Annotated in this window: 21 protein-coding genes, 4 tRNA genes and 1 pseudogene; 14 read left to right on the top strand and 12 right to left on the bottom strand. The window is 42.0% G+C overall.

Annotated features, from left to right (window positions below):
- Nucleotides 1–15 precede the first annotated feature (15 nt).
- From ybeY to G5T77_RS05800, 3 genes are all read left to right on the top strand, one after another.
- Complete coding sequence (gene ybeY, locus G5T77_RS05810) at nt 16–498, top strand: rRNA maturation RNase YbeY (RefSeq protein WP_166135600.1); 483 nt, start codon at nt 16–18, stop codon at nt 496–498.
- Nucleotides 499–590: 92 nt separating this feature from the next.
- Nucleotides 591–890, top strand: coding sequence for an antibiotic biosynthesis monooxygenase (locus G5T77_RS05805; RefSeq protein ID WP_166135597.1), 300 nt, complete (start codon nt 591–593; stop codon nt 888–890).
- 157 nt (nt 891–1,047) lie between these two features.
- Nucleotides 1,048–1,449 (top strand): hypothetical protein, encoded by a 402-nt coding sequence (locus G5T77_RS05800; protein WP_104425710.1) that lies wholly within the window; start codon nt 1,048–1,050, stop codon nt 1,447–1,449.
- Here G5T77_RS05800 and G5T77_RS05795 read toward each other — a convergent pair.
- Nucleotides 1,446–2,303 carry a TonB family protein gene (locus G5T77_RS05795; protein ID WP_171064840.1) on the bottom strand — a complete coding sequence of 286 codons (858 nt, stop codon included), beginning with the start codon at nt 2,301–2,303 and terminating at the stop codon, nt 1,446–1,448. The two genes, G5T77_RS05800 and G5T77_RS05795, sit on opposite strands and share 4 nt — an antisense overlap.
- Before the next feature lie 261 nt (nt 2,304–2,564).
- Here G5T77_RS05795 and G5T77_RS05790 point away from each other — a divergent pair, with 261 nt between their 5' ends.
- The 3 genes from G5T77_RS05790 (at nt 2,565) to G5T77_RS05780 (ending at nt 4,784) form a co-directional block, all read left to right on the top strand.
- The gene (locus tag G5T77_RS05790; RefSeq protein ID WP_004786832.1) at nt 2,565–3,251 is read left to right on the top strand and encodes a hypothetical protein; all 687 of its coding nucleotides are present in this window, start codon (nt 2,565–2,567) and stop codon (nt 3,249–3,251) included.
- A 153-nt stretch (nt 3,252–3,404) separates the two neighbouring features.
- Entirely contained in the window at nt 3,405–4,118 is a 714-nt protein-coding gene (locus G5T77_RS05785) for a DUF3108 domain-containing protein (protein WP_104425708.1), read from the top strand.
- A 90-nt stretch (nt 4,119–4,208) separates the two neighbouring features.
- Complete coding sequence (locus G5T77_RS05780) at nt 4,209–4,784, top strand: xanthine phosphoribosyltransferase (protein ID WP_004786836.1); 576 nt, start codon at nt 4,209–4,211, stop codon at nt 4,782–4,784.
- 282 nt (nt 4,785–5,066) lie between these two features.
- Here G5T77_RS05780 and G5T77_RS05775 read toward each other — a convergent pair whose 3' ends face one another.
- Both G5T77_RS05775 and G5T77_RS05770 read right to left on the bottom strand, forming a co-directional pair.
- The gene (locus G5T77_RS05775; RefSeq protein ID WP_004786838.1) at nt 5,067–5,741 is read right to left on the bottom strand and encodes a hypothetical protein; all 675 of its coding nucleotides are present in this window, start codon (nt 5,739–5,741) and stop codon (nt 5,067–5,069) included.
- Nucleotides 5,742–5,827: 86 nt separating this feature from the next.
- A pseudogene (locus tag G5T77_RS05770) lies at nt 5,828–6,931 on the bottom strand (CsgG/HfaB family protein); the annotation flags it as partial.
- A 196-nt stretch (nt 6,932–7,127) separates the two neighbouring features.
- Between G5T77_RS05770 and G5T77_RS05765 the strand changes: the two are divergent.
- Entirely contained in the window at nt 7,128–7,526 is a 399-nt protein-coding gene (locus G5T77_RS05765; RefSeq protein ID WP_166135594.1) for a hypothetical protein, read from the top strand.
- A gap of 51 nt (nt 7,527–7,577) precedes the next feature.
- Here the strand turns inward: G5T77_RS05765 and wrbA are convergent, their stop codons facing one another.
- A complete protein-coding gene (gene wrbA, locus G5T77_RS05760; RefSeq protein WP_166135591.1) occupies nt 7,578–8,174 on the bottom strand; it encodes an NAD(P)H:quinone oxidoreductase in 597 nt (198 codons plus the stop codon).
- A gap of 113 nt (nt 8,175–8,287) precedes the next feature.
- On the opposite strand from wrbA, the gene G5T77_RS05755 reads away from it, so the two are divergent.
- On the top strand, nt 8,288–9,535 hold the full coding sequence (locus G5T77_RS05755; RefSeq protein WP_159122614.1) for a YihY family inner membrane protein: 1,248 nt from the start codon (nt 8,288–8,290) through the stop codon (nt 9,533–9,535).
- A 127-nt stretch (nt 9,536–9,662) separates the two neighbouring features.
- Here G5T77_RS05755 and G5T77_RS05750 read toward each other — a convergent pair whose 3' ends face one another.
- The 3 genes from G5T77_RS05750 to G5T77_RS05740 all read right to left on the bottom strand — a co-directional run bounded on the left by G5T77_RS05750 (nt 9,663) and on the right by G5T77_RS05740 (nt 12,026).
- On the bottom strand, nt 9,663–10,601 hold the full coding sequence (locus G5T77_RS05750) for a DMT family transporter (protein WP_166135588.1): 939 nt from the start codon (nt 10,599–10,601) through the stop codon (nt 9,663–9,665).
- 259 nt (nt 10,602–10,860) lie between these two features.
- Nucleotides 10,861–11,502: a fumarylacetoacetate hydrolase family protein gene (locus G5T77_RS05745; RefSeq protein ID WP_166135585.1), complete on the bottom strand. Its 642-nt coding sequence runs from the start codon at nt 11,500–11,502 to the stop codon at nt 10,861–10,863.
- A gap of 26 nt (nt 11,503–11,528) precedes the next feature.
- Nucleotides 11,529–12,026, bottom strand: a complete 498-nt coding sequence (locus G5T77_RS05740; RefSeq protein ID WP_104425699.1) for a YcxB family protein — start codon at nt 12,024–12,026, stop codon at nt 11,529–11,531.
- A 160-nt stretch (nt 12,027–12,186) separates the two neighbouring features.
- Between G5T77_RS05740 and G5T77_RS05735 the strand changes: the two genes are divergently transcribed.
- A complete protein-coding gene (locus G5T77_RS05735) occupies nt 12,187–13,488 on the top strand; it encodes an SRPBCC family protein (protein ID WP_166135582.1) in 1,302 nt (433 codons plus the stop codon).
- A 100-nt stretch (nt 13,489–13,588) separates the two neighbouring features.
- On the opposite strand, the gene G5T77_RS05730 is transcribed toward G5T77_RS05735, so the two are convergent.
- From G5T77_RS05730 to G5T77_RS05710, 5 genes are all read right to left on the bottom strand, one after another.
- Nucleotides 13,589–13,665, bottom strand: a tRNA-Arg gene (locus G5T77_RS05730).
- 232 nt (nt 13,666–13,897) lie between these two features.
- The gene (locus tag G5T77_RS05725; RefSeq protein WP_166135579.1) at nt 13,898–14,503 is read right to left on the bottom strand and encodes a dihydrofolate reductase family protein; all 606 of its coding nucleotides are present in this window, start codon (nt 14,501–14,503) and stop codon (nt 13,898–13,900) included.
- 117 nt (nt 14,504–14,620) lie between these two features.
- Nucleotides 14,621–14,697, bottom strand: a tRNA-Arg gene (locus tag G5T77_RS05720).
- Between the two features lie 49 nt (nt 14,698–14,746).
- Nucleotides 14,747–14,823: transfer RNA gene (locus G5T77_RS05715), tRNA-Arg, on the bottom strand.
- A 13-nt stretch (nt 14,824–14,836) separates the two neighbouring features.
- Nucleotides 14,837–14,926: transfer RNA gene (locus G5T77_RS05710), tRNA-Ser, on the bottom strand.
- Between the two features lie 260 nt (nt 14,927–15,186).
- Here G5T77_RS05710 and rnr point away from each other — a divergent pair.
- The 5 genes from rnr (at nt 15,187) to G5T77_RS05685 (ending at nt 21,104) form a co-directional block, all read left to right on the top strand.
- Nucleotides 15,187–17,634: a ribonuclease R gene (rnr, locus tag G5T77_RS05705; RefSeq protein WP_034706378.1), complete on the top strand. Its 2,448-nt coding sequence runs from the start codon at nt 15,187–15,189 to the stop codon at nt 17,632–17,634.
- A 78-nt stretch (nt 17,635–17,712) separates the two neighbouring features.
- The gene (locus tag G5T77_RS05700; protein WP_166135576.1) at nt 17,713–18,294 is read left to right on the top strand and encodes a hypothetical protein; all 582 of its coding nucleotides are present in this window, start codon (nt 17,713–17,715) and stop codon (nt 18,292–18,294) included.
- 83 nt (nt 18,295–18,377) lie between these two features.
- Nucleotides 18,378–20,417 (top strand): M3 family metallopeptidase, encoded by a 2,040-nt coding sequence (locus G5T77_RS05695; RefSeq protein ID WP_166135572.1) that lies wholly within the window; start codon nt 18,378–18,380, stop codon nt 20,415–20,417.
- 40 nt (nt 20,418–20,457) lie between these two features.
- Nucleotides 20,458–20,670: a YheV family putative zinc ribbon protein gene (locus tag G5T77_RS05690; RefSeq protein WP_171064841.1), complete on the top strand. Its 213-nt coding sequence runs from the start codon at nt 20,458–20,460 to the stop codon at nt 20,668–20,670.
- A 14-nt stretch (nt 20,671–20,684) separates the two neighbouring features.
- A complete protein-coding gene (locus G5T77_RS05685) occupies nt 20,685–21,104 on the top strand; it encodes a hypothetical protein (RefSeq protein WP_034169654.1) in 420 nt (139 codons plus the stop codon).
- The last annotated feature ends 4 nt before the right edge of the window (nt 21,105–21,108 follow it).

Raw genomic sequence — 21,108 nt, 5'->3', positions numbered from 1 at the left:
TTTTAAGGATTCACGTTGAAACTTAGTCTCTCCCTGCAACAGGACTTTCAGTCACCAGAACTGGTGCTGAAACGTGCCTATATTAAAAAAGTTGTAGAAACCACTTTGCGCCATATCGGTACCCAAAGTGATTGTGAAATTGGCATTGCCTGTGTCGATAATGACGAAAGTCATAAACTCAATCTGGAATATCGCGGCAAGGATAAATCGACCAATGTCCTGTCTTTTCCAAGTGAGCTTCCAGATGAAATGGCACAGGTGCTGGATGCTTTCCCGATCGGTGATCTGGTGATTTGTATTCCAGTCGTATTGCGTGAAGCCGCTGAACAGGACAAAGCTCCACTGCTCCATTTCACCCATATGCTGGTACATGGTACTTTGCATCTGATGGGTTATGACCATGAAACTTCAGAGGAAGATGCTGAAGAAATGGAAGGCATTGAGATCGAGATTCTGGACAAACTGGGTATTGCTAATCCTTATCTGGAAAGAGATTAAAATTCAATAATTAAAAAGCGGGCTAAGGCTCGCTTTTTTTATTTTATTCACTTCATAATAAGCTCAATTTAAGAAATAAAATAAAAACCTCCATGCAATATGTCGTGATTTTCAAAGCGCAAATTAAAGAATTAGATCAGTGTTATTTTGAAACAGCCCAGCGAATGAGAGAAAGAGCCCTTTCACAATTTCATTGCCAGTATTTTGAAGCTTTAACCGAAGGTACTCAGGAAATTGCGCTTTCTTACTGGAACAGTCTTCATGATATTCGCGCCTGGCATGAAGATGCTGAACATCAGGCCGCTCAAGAGCTAGGAAAATATAGCTGGTATACATATTTCAGCGTGGAAGTCTGTGAAGTTTTACGGCGCTATGATGCACAGTTAAATTAAATACTCATCGATCCTTACTTATAATTTTCTTAGTCTGTTCTTAGATACAGAGTTTTAAAAAATATCTGCTTACGCATTCATGATTTCTTCCAGAAATACATAAGCACATAATGAACTTTAACAAAGAACTGTGCTTCAAAAATTTTAGGAGAACGTAATGAAAAGATTGTTCTCGACTGCATTACTTATTTTCTCTCCCTGGCTGTGTTCATCACTTTATGCCCACTCAATTCCCATGTGCCCAAAAATTAAATTTCAACAGAACCAAAGCTCATGGGCAGGCCATTATTATTTAAACGGAGTTATGGAATTAGGTTCGGAGTTGCTGTTACAAGCAGATGGTACCTTTAAATGGTATCTGGCCTATGGTGCTCTGGATCAATTTGCCGAAGGAACATGGTGGCAAAATAAAGAGTGTATTGGCTTAAAAGCAGATCCAAAGTACCAGGACTTGATGATATTTCCCAAATATCTAGCCATAGATGAAAACCATTTAAATGTGGTCTGGGACGATGGAACTCAGCAAGGTAGTTATATACAGGCGAAGCGCCCAGATTAACGCACCTCAAACTCCGCTTCAGCCGGATCAAAACGCCAGGTTCGAATAATTCTCAGCTCGGAAATATCCGACATCTTGGCATCAAATGCTCCGAATGGTGCTGCCTTGCGTACTGAAGATTTTGCAGCTTCATCTAGCAAATTATGCCCTGAACTGTCAATTAAGCGAATTGCACGGATTCCGCCGTTCTGGTTCAAGATCACCATCAAGCGCACCTCTCCTGCCAGATTCTGCTGTTTGGCCGCGTCTGGATAATAGCGGTTACCATAGAACTCCACTTTCTGACGGAATTTTTCCAGATAAGCCGCAGAGACATCCTGTTTGGACTGGATGCCATCTACGGTTTTAATTTTTTGCTGACGACTGAAGTTTTGTTGTCGTTGCAGATATTGGGCTTCAAGACTGGCTACCATAGCGGCTTTGGCCTGGAACTGACTTTGTAACTGTTCCTGCAGTTTTTTGCGCTGATTTTCTTCCGCCTGTTTTTGCCAGCTTAAAGTCGTCATCAGCACTTTTTCTTCAAAGCTTAATTCACGCTGCTGTTGCAACATGTCCGGACTTTCTTGCTGCTCTTCTCCGGTCTTTTGCTCCATCAACGGTGCAGGCATATCGCTCGACATACGATGTGCTTCACGAAATTTGCCTGAACCTTGCTGATCAGTTTGAGCCAGAAAATCTGCATGCTCAATTTTTTCATCAGTTTGACGAATACTGACCGCAATCTCTTTAGTCATGCTCTCCTGATCTTGTGGCATACCAAATTCCAGCGTGAGAAAAATCACGTGCAAAATAACAGCTGCAAATACGGCGCTATTAAAAATTGGATCTTTCCACCAGGCTTTGACCAGAGGCATTAATATCATGGTTGATCTCATCGCTACGAACCCAGACTTGAGTCCATCCCCCAAACAGCATTTTTAAAATTAAAAAATAAACGGCTTTGCATTTTTCTTTTAAAAATGCCAAACCCATCAAATCTTCAACGTTACATAACTAAAACCCTAAAAATGGTGCTATTTATTTTGCTAAACTGCAAGCTGAAACTCTTGTATTTTTTATACAATTCGACAAGATACACTTCGAATTAAAACATATAGTTGCCAGGACGCTTAAAGATGCAAACGCTAATTTCCAATATTTCTAATAAAATTCGCCAGGCATATCAAAAGGCGGAAGGATTTATTGAGGATGAACGCGAATTTCCTTTGTCTCAAGTTTTCCTGAATGCGACATTTCAACGTTTTGTCACTGACAATGTTTCCATGCTGAAAGATCTGCATGCCGATCTGCATGATGACTGGTTACGACTCTATGCCACGCTGGACTATAAAGGTCTGAACGTGACCTTATCGGTTGATTTAAAACTGGTGCAAATGGAGCTGAATAAGAATACGCAGCTCATTGTATTTGAACAGATCAGTGATACCCAGTTGATTGAAGCCAAATACCCAAATGTCTTTTATAAACTGGGGGTACGATTCGCCCTGTTTTTCTATCAGCGCGTGCTGAATAAGGACCCTCTTGGCATGATTCTGGAAAAACTGGGCGTTATTAAAGTAAAAGATGATTTATTGCATCTGGATTTAAACCGCTGGTTAGGTAAAAACCGCTCGGTGATTGAGACGCTTGGTAAGGTTCATGTGAACCATGCAGTACTTCGTGAAGCTGAGCTCGTCGTAATTGGTAATGTGAATCTTGCAGCCCTGTTCAGAAAGCTTTCTCAGGAAAAAGAAGAGAAATGGGACGAAGACGACATGGATGACAATAAAGTCACACCGATCAAACAGAAAGAACCGACTTAAACTGTGTGTAATTCAATACCTAAACAAACACACCAGTAACTACATGAAATATACATTTTTATTGAAAATCTCCCTTCATTTTCCACATTTTGACCAAATAATAAAAAGTGGAAAGTGATCAATTTTATCTGAAATTACACAGGACAATTCTTTATGGCGAAAACTGTATTCAAAACTTTAGGGGTGACTGCAGGCTTGACTACCGCAATGGTACTTACTGGTTTATCCACCCAGACCTTCGCCATGGCGCCTTTCCAAGCCAATTATCAGTTTAGCTACAATGGAAAAAATATGGGTTCTGCTACCCGTACCTTGAGCAAATCTGGTAATAACTGGACCTATGTTTTTGCAGCCAAAGCGGGTGGCGTTGCTTCAGCGACTGAAACCAGCCGTTTTACTTTCAATAATGGCAAAATTGGTTCAAGCAGTTTCAGCCGTACCAGTAAGATTTTGGTGCATAGCAACACCATGAGTATTAACTTTAATCCTTCTAGCAAAACGATCAGTACCAAGAAAGATGATGAAAAACGTTCTTTTGCCTGGAGAGCAGATGTACTGGATGAGCTAAATGCTGAATTGCAGATTCGTGAAGACCTGAAAAATGGTGGTTTAAAATCGAATTACTACATTGCTGATGCCAAAGAAGTGGAAGGCCGTAAATTCGTCAAACAAGGTACAGAAACGGTGAGCACCAAATATGGTTCATTTAGTACCATTAAAGTAGTGATTAAACACAACAAACCAGGCCGTGAAACTACTTTCTGGTTAGCACCGAAACTGGACTACTTACCAGTCAAAGTATCGCATGTCGACAAGAAAACCTCTTACGGTTTATTGCTGACCAGCTATAACGGTAAAACGAACTAAGGTTTTTTGGTGAATTTCGCTTGATTTTTTTTGGGTGCTTTTTACAATACGCTTTTGCTTTAAAAAGCACCTGCTCTTGAGGATTCTCCCGTGCACGCACTAGAACAGAAAATCTTAGCCGAAGGTATCGTTCTATCTGAAGAAGTTTTGAAAGTTGATTCTTTCTTAAATCACCAAATTGATCCAATCATGATGCAGCAAATTGGTCAGGAATTTGCGCGTCTGTTTAAAGATGCTGGTATTACCAAAATTATTACCATTGAAGCGTCCGGTATTGCGCCTGCAGTCATGGCAGGCTTAGAGCTTGGTGTTCCAGTGATTTTTGCACGCAAATACCAGTCTCTCACTTTAAAAGATGATTTATACCGTTCTAAAGTATTTTCATTTACCAAACAGACTGAAAGCACGATTGCCATTTCAAATAAACACATTAGTTCATCTGACAAGGTTTTAGTGATTGATGACTTCCTGGCAAATGGTCAGGCAGCACTGGGTCTTGCTGACTTGATTCATCAGGCGAATGCTGAAGTGGTCGGGATCGGGATTGTGATTGAAAAATCATTCCAGCCAGGCCGTGACTTGTTACTTGAAAAAGGTTACCGCGTTGAATCATTAGCGCGTGTGAAATCTTTGGCAAATGGTACTGTCGAATTTGTTCGAGATTAAATTTACAAATGAATATTTTAAAGGGTGCTTCGGCACTCTTTTTTATTGGATTTTTTTAATTTCTGTTAGCTAGGAATAACTAAAACATAGCTATAAAACTATCTATTTTCGACTGCACGTAAATAATTGTACTCCGACTTTTTCTTATGAAATTTTTAAACAGCTAAAGCTTCAAGAATTTATTATCCGACAAATAACAACAATTTAAGCTGATATTATTATAAGATAAGAGGCCTAACTATCTGCCAATAGTTAGGCCCTTGGTTTATTTTCAACAATAAACTATTTGACAGTCACAGTAATACTACCGCTGTTGACAGCACCAATGGCGGTAGTTGTGATGCTGTTGTTAACAGCAGTTTGAGTTCCTTCTGCAATTGCACTTACAGATGCATCAATGGTACCTGCATTGTAAGCAATATTTGCTGCACTATAATTACTTAAAGTTTCATTGATTTGCTCACTGTAGTTGGTCGCCAGTGTAGTACTCACTACTTCTGAGATGTCTGAACTATCAGCAACCTCTGAGAGCTCTTCTACAGTTTCTGAGTTATTAGTTGCACTGGTAACTTCACTGAAGTCATAGTTATATGTCTCATCTGATACGTCTGATATCACGCTATTAAAGCTGCCTTGCTCTAGTGTAATACTACCTGTATTCGCGGCGCCAATTGCTGTAGTTTCAATCGTACCTTCAATTGAACTAATTGCATCCTGTGCTTCTCTTGATACCTCTCCTAATGCTTGTAAATCGACGCTGGCATCAACATCACCTGTATTTACTGCAAGATTCAAGGCAGAACCATTTTCCACCTGCTGAGAGATCGACTCCAGGGTCGCTTGTAAACCAGTATCTACGGTTACTTCAGTTGGTGTTTCATCATCTTGAGCATATGCCATACCTGCACCAGACAGGAAAGCGACGGATAAAGCGATTGTTTTGATCGTGTTTTTCATCGTTGTTTTTCCTTTTTTAGCTTTGAAATACTTCTCGCTCAGTATTTCTTTCTCATAATGGGAGCGAGCCCATTTTTACTGGTCAATTAATCACGCTGAGAACTTGACCAGTAATTTTCTATAACTTCAGGATTGGCATCCCACAACATGGATACCTTGTCCTCTTCTTTTTCTTTAGAATTCGTTTCTTGCGAATTTTTTTCGTTCTTTACTACACCTGAAGAAGATGAAGCTTTTTTCTTACTGATATATTTAATTAAATCTTGTTTACTCATTTCAGGATCTGCTTCAGGATTCTGAATCACTTCGGATTCTTTGTTTTTAGGTGGCTTCGTATCCTTACTCGGTGAATTGGTCGATTTATTTTTTTCATTGGATGAAGAAGATTCTGTTGCAGCTGACTCCTGAACAGCAGTACTGGACGCTATACTATTTTGCTCCTGACTTTTTTTGTACTTATGCAAAGCCACAGAACTTCGCGTCAGATTAAGCTGACCATATTCAGGTGGTATTTGCGCACGGCAACCTGCAAAGACTGGAGGTGGAACGACCTGACTGAGTAATTCAAAAGTGGCCAGATTCAACATTTGCCGTAAAGCAAAATTAGTCGCCTCACGTTCTCCTTTACCGATTTGAACATTTAACAAGGTACGTCCAGTAAACCGCCCTGCACTGACACCATAATCCTGTGCAGCAATCTGCTTTTGCAGCGATACATTCGTAACGACTTTACTCGTACGTGTATCGGTAAGAGATAAATCCAGACCAACCATAATACGGGTTTGACTGTAGTTCGGGCCAACACCCGCAATCTGCATATCAAATCCACCCCCCGGAATAAAATCCAGACTGTTAATACTGCCAGTCACATAATAATCAGAGGCCTGAATCTGTCTTGGATCCCGAATCCCCCACTTGGCTTCACTTTCAATAATTCGGGGATCACGTCGGTTCATTAAGTTGACTCCCGCCTGAAATAAAGCAGACTGCACCATATCTCCAGCGCCTTGAGTGACCATTTTCCCACTACCTCCATTGGTCACCACATCTTTACCGGTTTGATCCAGAATCGCACCCACAGAGAAGCTGACATCATTACGTAATTGCCCTTTTAAACAGGATAAAGCCATATCAAAAGGGGTAAAAATATCGGTAATAGGAGGTCCTTGTACCAGTTTCACCGGTTTCTTAGTGGAAAATGCATGTATTTACAACTCAGCTAAACTTCTCTGAATAAAATTCCACTAGAATCAAATTGGTATGAAATGTTCCTGACTTCAATATTCAGAACCTACATACTGTTGAGCCGGATGTGCTGAATAATTACTTGTCTAAGTAAGGTTCCATATCACACATTTGCTTAAAACGAATAAATACTAATCGCTGATGGAAAATCCTATGCAATGTCCTAAATGTGGTTCAACGGAAATTGAGCTACGCGATCACGAAAAGAATCTGAAAAAAATTGGTGGTATTTTAATGACCTCAGCTGGTGCCACTGCGGGCACAGTAGGTGGCGCAGCCTCTGGCGCTTCAATTGGTGCTGCCATTGGAACAGTCGCAGGTCCTTTAGGGGTAATTGTAGGCGGCACAGTTGGAACCTTCGTAGGCGCAATCAGCGTAGGCATTACTGGTGGCGTGGTCGGAAACTTCTTAGGTAAAAAAGCAGGTATTTCTGTAGATCGCAATCTGTTTCTGGATTATCAGTGTCTGAATTGCAAACATAGATTCAGTCAAAAAGATCAAAAAGATCAAAAAGATCAAAAAGATCAAAAAGAAGATTAATAAAATCAAGGAAATGAAGCTGATTCTTCATTTCCTTTTTTAATTAATTTCTTAAGCCTGATAGAGTTTTAAAGCAACTTCGGCCAGACGTTTACCCTGTACTTCACACAAAATTTTCTCATCCTGGCTTAAGCCTTGGTCATGTCGTGGGCCACTCACATGACTTGCGCCATAAGGCGTGCCACCACTTTTAGTATTAGACAGCGCTGGTGTCGCATTGCTTAATCCCATGATCATCATGCCATGATGAAACAATGGCGGTAGCATCGTCAGTAAAGTACTTTCCTGTCCGCCATGCATTGAGCCTGACGCGGTAAAAACACAGGCTGGCTTACCATGCAAAGCACCATTCAGCCATAAGCTGGTGGTCTGATCCCAGAAGTATTTCATTTCTGAAGCCATATTCCCAAAGCGGGTGGGTGAACCTAATGCCAAAGCAGCACACTGGGCAAGATCATCTAAAGTACAGTAGATATCACCTTCTGCCGGAATACTCGGCTCTGCTTCTTTCACTACAGTCGCAATATTTGGAACAGTACGAATTTTTACAGCCATTCCTGCTGCTTCAACACCATTCGCAATCAGATGCGCCATTTCTTTGGTTGAGCCATATTTGCTGTAATATAAAACAAGGACATAAGGTTGCATAAAGTTCTTATTCATTACTTAAAAAAATAAAACTATACGGTATTTCGCAACTTTTTTGGGTAAGCTGAAGAATGAAAATTCATGATGAATAAAAAAATTGAGATTGAAAGCGCATGATCGTTGAATATTTAAAGAAGTTACCTTTTTATGAAAAACACTGGTTTCAATTTATTTTATTTGTACTACGGCGTTTCGAGGCTGACCGATGTCGTGAGCAGGCTGGTTCACTGACCTATACTACCCTGTTTGCTGTAGTTCCGATGCTGACCGTGTTTCTGGTCATTATCTCTTCAATCAGAGCATTGGAACCGGCACGACAACAGCTCCAACAGCTGATCTATAGTAACTTTTTACCTAAAACAACGATCGCTTTCGATAAAGCCCTCAATGCCTTCACGGAGAAGTCCAGCAATTTAACTATTATCGGTATTCTTTTCTTATTTATCACAACAGTACTGATGCTCAGTAGTATCGAAACGGTCTTTAACCGGATCTGGCGTGTGACTGAAACCCGCGGTGGCATTATCGGTTTTATGCGTTACTGGACCATAATTTCACTTGGTCCAATTTTGCTGGGCAGCGCCTTTGTGATTTCGTCTACTTTGGCCTCCATGAATATTCTCAGTAATAACTTTGCCGGTTATGAACTGGATGGTGCCTTTATTCTCTGGGTAATATCTTTTTCTCTGACCGTGCTTGGCTTTTTTATTCTGAACTGGACTATTCCCAATCGGAGTGTACCGCTCAAATCTGCTTTTATTGCTGGTCTGTTTAGTGCCATCGTCTTCGAACTTCTGAAAAACCTGTTCGGCTTTTTGATGTCAAACTTTACCAGTTATGAAATTGTTTACGGAGCTTTCGCAGCTGTCCCTATTTTCCTGCTCTGGATTTATCTGTCCTGGATTATTGTATTGCTGGGCGTGGAAATCAGCTATGCCCTGACTGCATTCGAATCTGGACAGGACAATAAGCGCCATCCAATCGTCATGTTGCTGGATCTATTAGAACTGTTTTATAAAAAGCAGAAAACTGGTGAAAGTGTCAGTGAAGCCCAGGCACTAGAAGTTTTGGGACGGGATGAAATTGGACGCTGGCCTAGCTATGTCAGCATGTTTGAAAAACAGAATCTGATTAAACGTACAGATGACAATGAATATGTGCTGGTACGCGATCTGGATCAGGTCAGCTTCTGGAATTTTTATCTACAGCTTCCTTATCCATTGCCGCGCAAACAGCATCTGACTGATGTGCATACTGATGATCTCTGGATGCAAAAGTTCTCACCTAAACTGAATGAAACTGATCAGTTTCTGGAAGAAAAGCTCAGTTTTCCATTATCAGAACTGTTCCGCAGTAAATAAATTCAATCCTCTCTTTTGAGAGGATTTTTTTAAATGAATTGGATCAATTGTCAGCAGATAATCATCCTTGCTGTCATTAAAGCTATAATCCAAAAACTAAGTGTCGTTATTTTCATTGAACGGATTTTTATATAGAGGTTTGAGTCTTGATCTGAGGCTCAGGCTTCTTTAACCATCCCTGTAAACTCACCAGAATTACACCCAGCATTACCATACAGGTCCCGACAATAAAATTGATCTCGACATGCTCATTTAGAATTAAAACGCCAAACAGCATGCCAAATACTGGGGTTAAAAAAGAAAATACTCCTAAGCGTGAAGCCAGGTAATGTTTCAACATCCAGAACCAGATTAGATAACTGGCAAAGGAAATCACCACCGTATGAAAAATCAGGCTGGAAATCGACAAAGTTGTCCATTGAATACTGGCTTGTCCAGTCAAAAAGGACAAAGGCAATAACACTATGCCAGCGATCAGCAATTGATAGAATAAGGTTTGGGTTGCAGGCGCTTCAGCCAGCGAGCTCAAACGTACACTCACGGTCGTGGCTGCCCAGAACACGCCCGCCAGTAGCGCCAGAAAATCTCCCCATAAGGCATGAGATTGTAAAGCAGATCCTGTCTGCGGGCGCAGCAGGAAACTCACCACAATACCACTAAAGGCAAGAAAAATTCCTCCCCATTGCACATGAGACAAATGTTCCGCCGGCAGTTTCCAGTGCAAGCCCAAAGCCACAAAAATTGGTGCAGTATAGAGCAAGACAATGGTATGCGAAGCTGAGGTATAACGCAGCGCCTCACCCACCAGATAAAATTCAGCGGCAAACAGCACACCAACCAGTAAACCCGCAGATAAGTATCGTGCATTCCAAAGCTGACGACGTACACTCTGCTGAATTAAAGGATAAACCATAAGTGCAGATAAGGCTGAACGTAATGCAATTTGCATCAGGGCAGAAATATCACTGGCCGCCCACTTCAGTACGACCTGCTGCAAACCCCACAACATACACAGTACAAACATGATGGCAGATGCTTTGACATCTAGTGCCTGACGATGATTCAAATATATTCCCGTTCTTGATTGGAGCCGCTACATACTAAAAATGTTAGAAGTAGAAGATATAACATCAAAATAGACATACAATGGGGGGATTCAGGCAATATTCGTGATGCGTAAGAAACGATTTAGACGCTATCCAATTTATATCTAGAAACTGAATGGCAACCGTGCCTGATCAGTCTGATAAATTATCCCTTACTCATTACACTTTTCTAAACAAAATAAAGGAGCCCTTCGGCTCCTTGATCTCAAAAATCCGGTCTTACTTTACAAATGTCGTCCAGACATAATCCTGATTTTGGCCTTTTAGGGTCATTTTCAATTGATTACCCGATTGCAAGGCTGCCACCCCTGCTGGTGTACCGGTCATCACTACATCACCTTCTTCCAGTGTAAATACCTGACTAATGTCTGCCAATAAAGTTGCGATATCAAAAATCAATAAAGCTGTATCGCCTTTTTGACGCAGCTCATCATTGATCTCCAGCGTATAGTGCACATCTTTCCAGTCAGCAATCACATCACTTACTGACACCCAGTCTGCGAGTATACAAGAACCATCAAAAGCTTTGGCCCGTTCCCAAGGTTGACCTTTTTTCTTAAGGTCATCCTGCAGATCACGTAAGGTCAGATCCAGACCTAAAGTCACAGCACCAATTGCCTGCAAAACTTTGGCAGGATCATTTTCCTTGCTTAAGGTACGGTCAATACGCAAACTTAGTTCACACTCATAATGACAGTTACCCCAGTCCGGATTCCATTCAATACCAGCATCCAGTGCAGTCAAAGCACTCGGTGGCTTGATAAACAACACAGGACGATCAGGTACCGCATTTCCAAGCTCTTTGGCATGGTCAGCATAACTGCGACCGACACAAACAATTTTTGATGGGCGTGTACTCATGATCTCTTTCCTGTTCTTGATCTGTCTTATTTCTTGAAGGTATTCTCGAAAATGCTTTGCTCAGTACCATCTTTAAAGGCACGTTTTGGCACAATCACCACTGTACGGTTTTTCAGTTCCAGCATATAGGTCAGTTTGCCGATGGCAAAACTCTGTACTTCATTATAATGCACGACCTTGCTACGCCCGTTATTGTAAATTTCTGCATAGTCCTGAAACAGGTCAATGCCCTGTTCACTTTTCCCAAACTGGTATTTTACAAACTGGCGCTTAAACATCATCGGCAGGAACCAGTAACGCATGATGCCCTGTAGAATCAGAAAGAAGGCACCCAAAGCCACATAATAACGACCAACCCCATTCAGGCCCATCGAAAAGCCCCAGATAATAATTCCGATGCTAACCAAAGGCGTCAGAAACCGTGAAATCTGTTTTTTGCCAAAAGTGGCCAGGGCAAATCCATCCTGAGATTCTTCTAGAGTGAGATAATAACGGGTGGATAAAGTCGGTGCTGACTCAGTCATAGCATTACATCAAAAATATAAAATCCTGATCCATACTATATCAAAATATGCTTAAAACTCATGGCTTATGCTATCAATTACATAACTTTGCTTTGGAAATAACTGAATTTAGTTTTAAATAAATCATCATTAAAACAAAAAACACACAATAGGATATTGGATGAAAGGATTGATCCCCTATTTGCTGATGAGTAGTACCTTATTTGCAATCTCACCGGCTTTCGCAAAAATAACGCCATGGACCCCTAATCTGCCAAGCAGTCTTGATGTATTTCAAGGCAATTCTCAGCAACTGGCTGAACTCACTGGCGAGCGTATCCTGATTTATGCGCATCCTGCCAGCAAAACCCATCTACCGACTTTTAAAACGGCTTCTAGTAGCAAATCCCAGTTTTATAGTGCGGCTGTAGTCTTGCCTGCATCCGAAGCACAAGTCGAAAAATTACTGCAACATTATCCGAATTATGTCGGCCTGTTTCCGACCCTAAAATCCGCCAAGGTGATTGAACAGCAAGGTAGTATTCAACAAGTCAAATATCAGGTGCATATTCCCACTCCAATCCCAGTCTTAAACTTTAAAGAAACTGTAGTGATGCAGCATCATCTGGAAAATAACAGTATCAGCACACTAATTCTGGATGCACCAATTCCCTATGGGGCCGGAAAGCTGGAATGGTTTGCACTAGCTCCCAATAAAACCTTAGTGACAGTGACGCAATGGGGCGATCTGAACCAGCCACAAGGTTTTCTATTTAGCAAGATTCTAAATGCCCTGCCTGAAGCCAAACTTGGTATTCCCGCCGGCACCAATGCCTTTCTGCTTGAAGCTTTACAGCAGCGTTTTAAATATTCTTCCGCTATAGCTTTAAATACGGCAGTGCCTCAAGTTCAGCTCAGTAATCAGCAAACTCAGAAAATTGCCCAGCTTAGTCAAAAATCAGGACAGCCTGTCAGCTTTATTTTGCCCAATTATCAGGTTAAGACCGGCAAAAGTTCAGAAAATCTAAGATTCAATACCACCTATCAATATTTCTCGCATCCGACTGAGAAGCTGCAGCCTTGGTTATCGGCTCAAGCCAGCCAGAAACTCTTTCCGCGACAGATCAAAAAAGTGGAACTGAACCCAGTCGATCCGCAAAGTATTGATGCCAACTACAAGGTATCAGTCGGCTTGGGCGTCATTCAGATTCCCTTTAATTTTAAAATGCGTTTTGAACAGCCAAATACCTTACAAAACCAGTTCTATGCCAATGGCGGAGATTTAAAATTTGTACGGGGTGGAATGAAGCTTTTGCCGCAATCTCAGGGAACGCTATTCCAGATCACCAGTTCCATGAAAATTCATGATCAGGCGCCTTTTTTACTGAAAGCCATGCGCAGCCTTCCCTATCATGACATGTTGCCGGCAGTTGGTGGTAATACCGTCTATGCCTTAAAAGTACAGCAGAAATTAAAATCTTAAGTTCATGTCTAATTATTGGTTTTTTATATGAAAAATTAAAAACTAAAGACGTAAAAAAACCGCATCAATGTGCGGTTTTTTCAGAATTCTTTATCAAGATTGGTGCGCTCAGAGAGATTCGAACTCCCGACCCCTTAGTTCGTAGCCAAGTGCTCTATCCAGCTGAGCTATGAGCGCGACGTCTTGATGGGGTGCATTATATAGAGTTTTCAGCACTTGTTAAGTGTTTTTTAATAAAATTATAACCGAACGTACAGTAATTAAACGATACTACAATATTTCAGTTTTTTTGATGAAAATTCCTGCGAATTTAGAGTTAAAAGCAATAACCCAGACTTGGCAAAATTTCAGGATTAGCTAAATTAATCTTTCAGTGACCTCATATTCATTTGCTCACAGCCTAATAGAGCTATTCTCCAACCAGGCCAGTTTTAACCTTGCCTGCCCGCTGATAACAGCTCAATACCACGCCATTTGAAGTCACTTGATGATCTGTCAGTGCAAATGCTGCTGGCATAGAGTCTCCAGCAAATAGACGTTTTCCTCTGCCCAATATCACAGGAAAGGTCATTAAATAGAGTTCATCCACAAGATCATGTTTAAAAAGGGCCTGTGCCACTGCGGCACTGCCATACACCCGAAGATCCTCCTCCCCTGAAGCCTTCAGGTTAATGATCTCATCAATACTTTTTAGAAAGATCGTATTTTGCCAGTCCGAGTGATCCAAACTGGTGGATAGCACATATTTATTCACTTCATTAATTCCTGGCCAGTCTTCAGCATGCTTCGGCCAGTAAGGCTCAAAAATCTGAAAGGTATTCTTACCAATCAGAATATCGGTAGACTGCATCCATTTTTGCATGATGCGATCAAATACTGCATCGGGTTCAGTACTAAAATACGGCGCCACCCAGCCACCATATTGAAAGCCACCCGATGTGTCCTCTTCCGGACCGCCGGGTGCCTGCATTACACCGTCTAGAGTTAGAAATTCCTGGACAATAATTTTTCTCATCACCATGCCCTTATTTTTATTGAGTCATCTAGGATTTATTTTTAGCATGTGATTCAGGCGGATTCTGTAAATTTTAGGCACAAAAAAACCGCAACATGTGCGGTTCATTGTTCAAGTTGGTGCGCTCAGAGAGATTCGAACTCCCGACCCCTTAGTTCGTAGCCAAGTGCTCTATCCAGCTGAGCTATGAGCGCGTAACTTGTGTCGTCTTTATTAGACTACGTTATTTTCCGATTTACTTATTGGTGCGCTCAGAGAGATTCGAACTCCCGACCCCTTAGTTCGTAGCCAAGTGCTCTATCCAGCTGAGCTATGAGCGCGACATAAGTAAAGTGGCGGTGAGAGAGGGATTCGAACCCTCGATACAGTTACCCGTATGCGTCCTTAGCAGGGACGTGGTTTCAGCCACTCACCCATCTCACCGTAACGTGCCGCCATAATACAAATTTCGGCATAGCACTGCAAGCACAGCTTGAAAAAAAACTGCATATTTTTGCTCGTTTAAATACTTTTTAAACAATTTCCCTATTTTTAGTCATTTAAGTCCTGAAAAACCCGATAAATTTCCAGTTATCCAAAATTAGCCAAAAATCGAAAACTTAAACAGATTATTGCAATCATTTACGTGCAGTCTGCACTGACATGACTTATGCTAAACCTATCTCCAAGGACACTTTAAAGATATGATGAAAAATTGGGTCGATCCTGAAGCAAAAGCTGAAGCCGAACGTTATGACAACCCTATTCCAAGCCGTACCCTGATTCTCGAAACTATAGAAGAAAAAACTGCCCTGTCCCATGCTGACCTGGTGGAATATTTTGAAATTGCCGATCAAAAAAGTATTGATGCCCTGAGCCATCGTCTGATTGCGATGGTACGTGACGGGCAATTAATGAAAGACGGTTACAAGTTCCAGATCGCGGCGGAACAGCCTGAGCATGAAGCAACGGTATATATCAACTCCAAGGGAAGCGGTACAGCCAATATTTCAGGTGAAGATGACCTGCTCTTACCTGAGCGTGAATTGCGTCAGGTCTTTAACGGTGACCGTGTCAAAGTCCGTCAGACCTCAGTAGACCGCAAAGGTAAAGCTTGGGGCTTTATTACCGAAGTCTTGCAGCATCGTGTCAAACAGATCATCGGGAAAGTGTCTGAATATGAAGGCGAATACTTTGTTCAGCCAGCCAATCCAAATGCACATCAGCCAATTACTCTAGAAAAAGAGCTGATCGAGCATGCCAAGGTCAAAGTCGGCGATTCAATCCGCGTGGCAATTGATACCTACCCAACCAAAGAAGAATTTGCGACTGGCCACATTGTGCAGTCGATGGCAGATAAAGCCGATACCGAAATCATCATTCCACAGACGATTCTGGAATATGGCCTGCCGTATGAATTTCCTGAAGAAGTGTTGAAAGAAGCGGAAAGTTTTAAAGAACCTTCTGCGAAAGACCGTGAAGGCCGTGTCGATCTACGTGATTTAGCGCTTGTCACCATTGACGGGGAAGATGCACGTGACTTTGATGATGCGGTCTATGCAGAAAAACGTCCGGGCGGTGGTTATCGTGTCGTCGTGGCGATTGCTGACGTGAGTCATTATGTACGTCCAGGCAAACCACTGGATGATGAAGCGCAAGAACGTGGAACCTCCGTGTATTTCCCGCACTTCGTTTTACCAATGTTGCCTGAAGCACTCTCTAATGGCCTGTGTTCTTTAAATCCGAATGTCGACCGTCTGTGCATGGTTTGCGACCTGAAACTGTCACGTGCTGGCCGAGTCACTGGTTATGAATTCTATCCTTCAGTCATGCATTCCAAGGCACGTCTGACTTATGACCAGGTCGCGAAGTATTTTGAAGGTGATAGCACAGCAATCACTGAAGATCGTAGTGTACGTAAATCACTAAATACCCTGTTCCAGTTGTATCAGATTCTAAAAGGCTTACGTGCTGAACGTAATGCGATGGAATTCGAAACCATTGAAACCTATATGACTTTCGATGAGCTGGGTGGTATTAATGAGATTCTGCCACGTACCCGCAATGACGCGCATAAGCTGATTGAAGAATGTATGTTGCTAGCCAACGTTGCAGCAGCTGAATATGCATTGAAAAATGAAATACCGATGCTGTACCGGGTGCATCAACCCCCTGAGTTCTCACGTATCCAGAAAGTTCGTGATTTCGTGAAACTGCTGGGTCTGCCATTCCCGGAACAGCCAACCCAAGCTGACTATCAAGCGGTGATTGAAGCGACCAAAGATCGGATTGATGCGCCAAGTATTCATGCCGTGTTATTACGCTCCATGATGCAGGCCTATTACGGTGCCGACAATGCTGGTCACTTTGGTCTGGCTTATGAAGCGTATACACACTTCACTTCTCCAATTCGCCGTTACCCGGATCTGTTATTACATCGTGCTATCAAAGCTCATTTGAGTAAAAAGCCATATCCAATTTCAGGTGCATCTTTAGATGATGCCGGTGAGCATTTCTCAGCGACAGAACGCCGTGCTGATGAAGCCTCCCGCTCTGTAACGACCTGGCTGAAATGTCACTATATGCAGCAACATCTTGGTGAAGAGTTCGTCGGAATTATCAGTGCAACGGCTGAATTTGGTTTGTTTGTCACGCTGAAAGACCTCTATGTCGATGGTATGGTGCATGTTAGCCAGTTGGGCGATGACTTCTTTGTCTTTGATCAAAGCAGCCAGAGTCTGGTCGGCCAGAACCGTGGCCAGATCTTTGGTCTGGGTGATGAAGTCAAGATCAAGGTCGCTGGAGTCAATCTGGAAGAACGCAAAATTGACTTTGAATTGATCCAGCAACTGACTCATGCGGGTCGTCCAATTCGCGCCCGTGCTCCACGTGTCGCAGAAAAAAAACCTGCACCACGTCCGGAAGCAAAAGAGGAAGTCTTCAATAATCATGAGCGTGCGCAAAAAGCCCAGCCCAGTGATGATGGAGAACAGCCCATACGACGCAAAAAAGACAAATCCAAGCCCAGTTCCTACAGCAAAAAGCCTGCTAAAAAATCTGCAGGAAAGTCTGAAGCAAAGGCTAAAGATAAAGTAAAGAAAAAAGCCAAGATCAAAAAGAAAAAGTCGAATGCAAAAGCCAAGACTGAATAATTTTTGATGATCAAAAAAAGAGCGCTACGGCGCTCTTTTTATTTTATAATTCAGTTAAATAAAGATTAAAAAAATATCATGCTTATTGCATCAAATAATAAACAACATTTGCATATCTATGCGATTCTAATTTTTACGATTTTGATCCTCAGTGGCTTTATTGCGCTCAAGTATTTTAATTTTGTAGCAACGCCACTTACGAAGTATTTTGCATTGATTATAAGCTGTGTCATATGTATTGGGATATTGCTGTATTTTTTCAGACTCAAACAGCATGGTTTATGGTTTCCACCTTATCATTGGCGTAATTTCAGAAAGCGCCCCAAATTTTATAGTCTTTTTATCTTTCCTTCGGTCATGATCTCAGCACTTTGGATTAATCTGACCACCTATCCACCCTATCTTTATACGAAGCTAACAGGCGAAACTAACAGTATTTCGATTACTACTCAGGCTGGGAAATTCAAAGGTGTTCGAAATCATATCTCTTATGCCTTTGACACAGAATATAGACATTTACCGGTTATGGAGTTATCTGCTTCTGAGTTTCTGCTTTATCAAAATAAACCCGTTGAACTACAGCTTAAGCTTACAACAAGTAATTTAGGCAGCATTGTGCATGAAATTCAAGAGATCAGAATCCAGTCTGAAGTCGAATAAATAGTACCGTCGTATGCTTGATTTCCCTGCCAATAAGCCCTACATCTAGATTTAACACAGGAAATGACTTCGGCAGAAACGACATGACATTAGAAAAAGCAACTTTACCCGTTCCACAATTCGATCAGATTACGCTGGCAGATCTTAAACAAAAAATTGAAAACTGCATTCAGCAAGGTTTGCAATTTCTAAATGAACTGAACCAGACACCTGATACTGTCCAGGAACAACTTGCGGTCCTGAAACAGGTTGATACGCTAGAAAATAATATGAGCGAGTCCTGGGGTGTTTTGTCGCATCTCAACGCAGTCATGAATAATAGTGAAACCCGTGATGTTTATCAGGCATTATTACCGGGTCTAAGTGATTACTATACGCAGCTAGGCCAGCACACAGCGCTATATCAAACCTATCAACATATACAGGATGCACCGGTCTTCAATGAACTACCGGAAGCCCAGCAAAGTGCAATTAAACTGGCGCTACGTGACTTTAAATTGTCAGGCGTAGCTCTAGAGGGTGAAGCAAAAAAACGCTATGCGGAAATTTCTGCACGTTTGTCACAACTTTCCTCAGATTTCTCCAATCATGTACTGGATGCAACTCAAGCTTATTTCAGACCGCTTAAGGAAGAAGAATTAGCGGGGCTGTCTGAAAGCAATATTGAACTCTTAAAACAGTATGGCCAGCAACGTGAACTGGATCAGCCGGTTGCCACTTTAGATTTCCCGTCTTATCTGGCAATTATGACTCATGCCGAAGATCGTGGCCTGCGTGAAGAACTCTATAAAGCCTATACCACACGCGCGTCAGATCAGTCCGAACAGACTGAATTTGACAATACAGCCATCATGGAAGAAATCCTGAAATTACGTCAGGAAATGGCAGCACTATTAGGCTTTAATAACTATGCCGAATATTCACTGGCCAGCAAAATGGCGCCAAATGTCGAAGCTGTTGATGAATTCCTGCGTGATCTGGCGGAACATGCCCGTGCGCCTGCTAAACAGGAAGTGGCTGAACTGAAAGCCATTGCTGCTAAAGATGTTATTACTGAATTAAAGCCCTGGGACAGCAGTTACTATTCTGAAAAGTTGAAAATGCAGCAGTTTAATCTGTCTCAGGAATCGCTAAAACCCTATTTCCCGGCTCCAAAAATTCTGCAAGGCCTGTTCAGTATCCTGAAACGTTTATATGACATTCAGGTGGTTGAACGTGAAGCGCCAGTTTGGCATCCAGATGCGCGTTATTTTGAACTGGAAGATCAGGGCGAAGTGATTGGCGGTTTCTATTTCGATCTCTATGCACGTCAGGACAAACGTGGCGGTGCCTGGATGAGCGGCTTCCGTTCACGCATGCAAATTGCTGAAGGCCTGCAAAAACCAATCTGTTATATGGTAGCAAACTTTACTCCACCTGTGGGTAACCGCCCTGCACTACTGACTCATGATGAAGTGATTACATTGTTCCATGAGTTTGGTCACGGTCTGCATCATATGCTGACAGAGGTGGACAATATTGCCGTGGCTGGTACACATGGCGTGGATTGGGATGCTGTCGAACTACCAAGCCAGTTTATGGAATTCTGGGCTTGGGATCAGGACAGTTTAAACCTGCTCAGCGAACATATCGAAACCAAAGAAGTCTTACCTGCTGACTTGTTAAAAGCCTTACTGGATGCCCGTTTCTTCCAGTCCGGTATGCAAACTTTGCGTCAGCTGGAATTTGCTTTATTCGACCTGAGCATTCACCGTGCCAATCCGGCATTGAATGCTGAACAGATTCAGGCAACCTTGAACGAAATTCGTGAAAAATATGCCGTTTTACCTACTACAGCATATAACCGATTCCAGCACAGCTTCAGTCATATCTTCGCGGGTGGATATGCAGCGGGCTATTATTCTTATAAATGGGCAGAAGTTTTGGCCAGTGATGCCTTCGATCGCTTCGAAGAAGAAGGAATTTTTAACACTGAAACCGGAAAGCAGTTTAGACAAAAAATTCTAGCAGTTGGCGGAAAAGATAAAGCACTTGACGCATTTATCAATTTCCGCGGACGCGAGCCAAAAATAGATGCTTTGTTACGTCATCAAGGTTGGACGAACCGCTCTAAAAACGCTTAAACTACGTTTTTAAGTAAATCACAGGGTGAGTATGATGGCTATCAAACGTCGTTTCATTGCAGGCGCAAAATGTCCTAAATGTCAGGCGTTGGATCGGATCGTTATGCTGACCTCTGGTGAAGCTGAATGGATTGAATGTATCGAATGTGGGTATGAAGAAAACCGTCCTACCCATATCGAGGAACCTGAGTCACCAGCCGTTCCGGATGAAATTGGTGTGATTCAGTTTAAACCCCGTCAGCCAAAAGAATAATTTCGGGAACCTAAATGACTCTAGATCATCGACAAAATCCTAAACTTTTATGGGGAATAGTGAGTGGATTAATTGTTGTGATTATTGCTGTTTTAATAATTACACAGTTTTTTCTCACGCAAAATGAAACATTACCAGCACATCAGGGTGACTTGATGCATGCACCGGTGACACAAGCCGCACCTAAAGCAGAACCTGAACCAGAAGAAATTGTGCCTACTTCTGAAAATGTTCTGGTCGATGCCTCTATTATAAGAGAAGAAGTTACTGAGAATGCCACTTTGGCGAAAGAAGAAATTGCCAAACTGGAAGATATTCAGCAACAGCTCAATGAGCAGGAAAAAAGCTTGAAGCAACAGCATAGTGATGCGGATGAGCTGATTAAACTCAAAGAGGAACAAATCAAGTTACTCGAAGCACAACTGGCACAATAGTCAG

It is taken from the genome of Acinetobacter sp. GFQ9D191M (assembly GCF_011174875.1).
Classification (GTDB): Bacteria; Pseudomonadota; Gammaproteobacteria; order Pseudomonadales; family Moraxellaceae; genus Acinetobacter.
The sequence above is the reverse complement of the archived record's forward strand: the minus strand, read 5'-3'. Positions and strand labels throughout refer to the sequence as shown.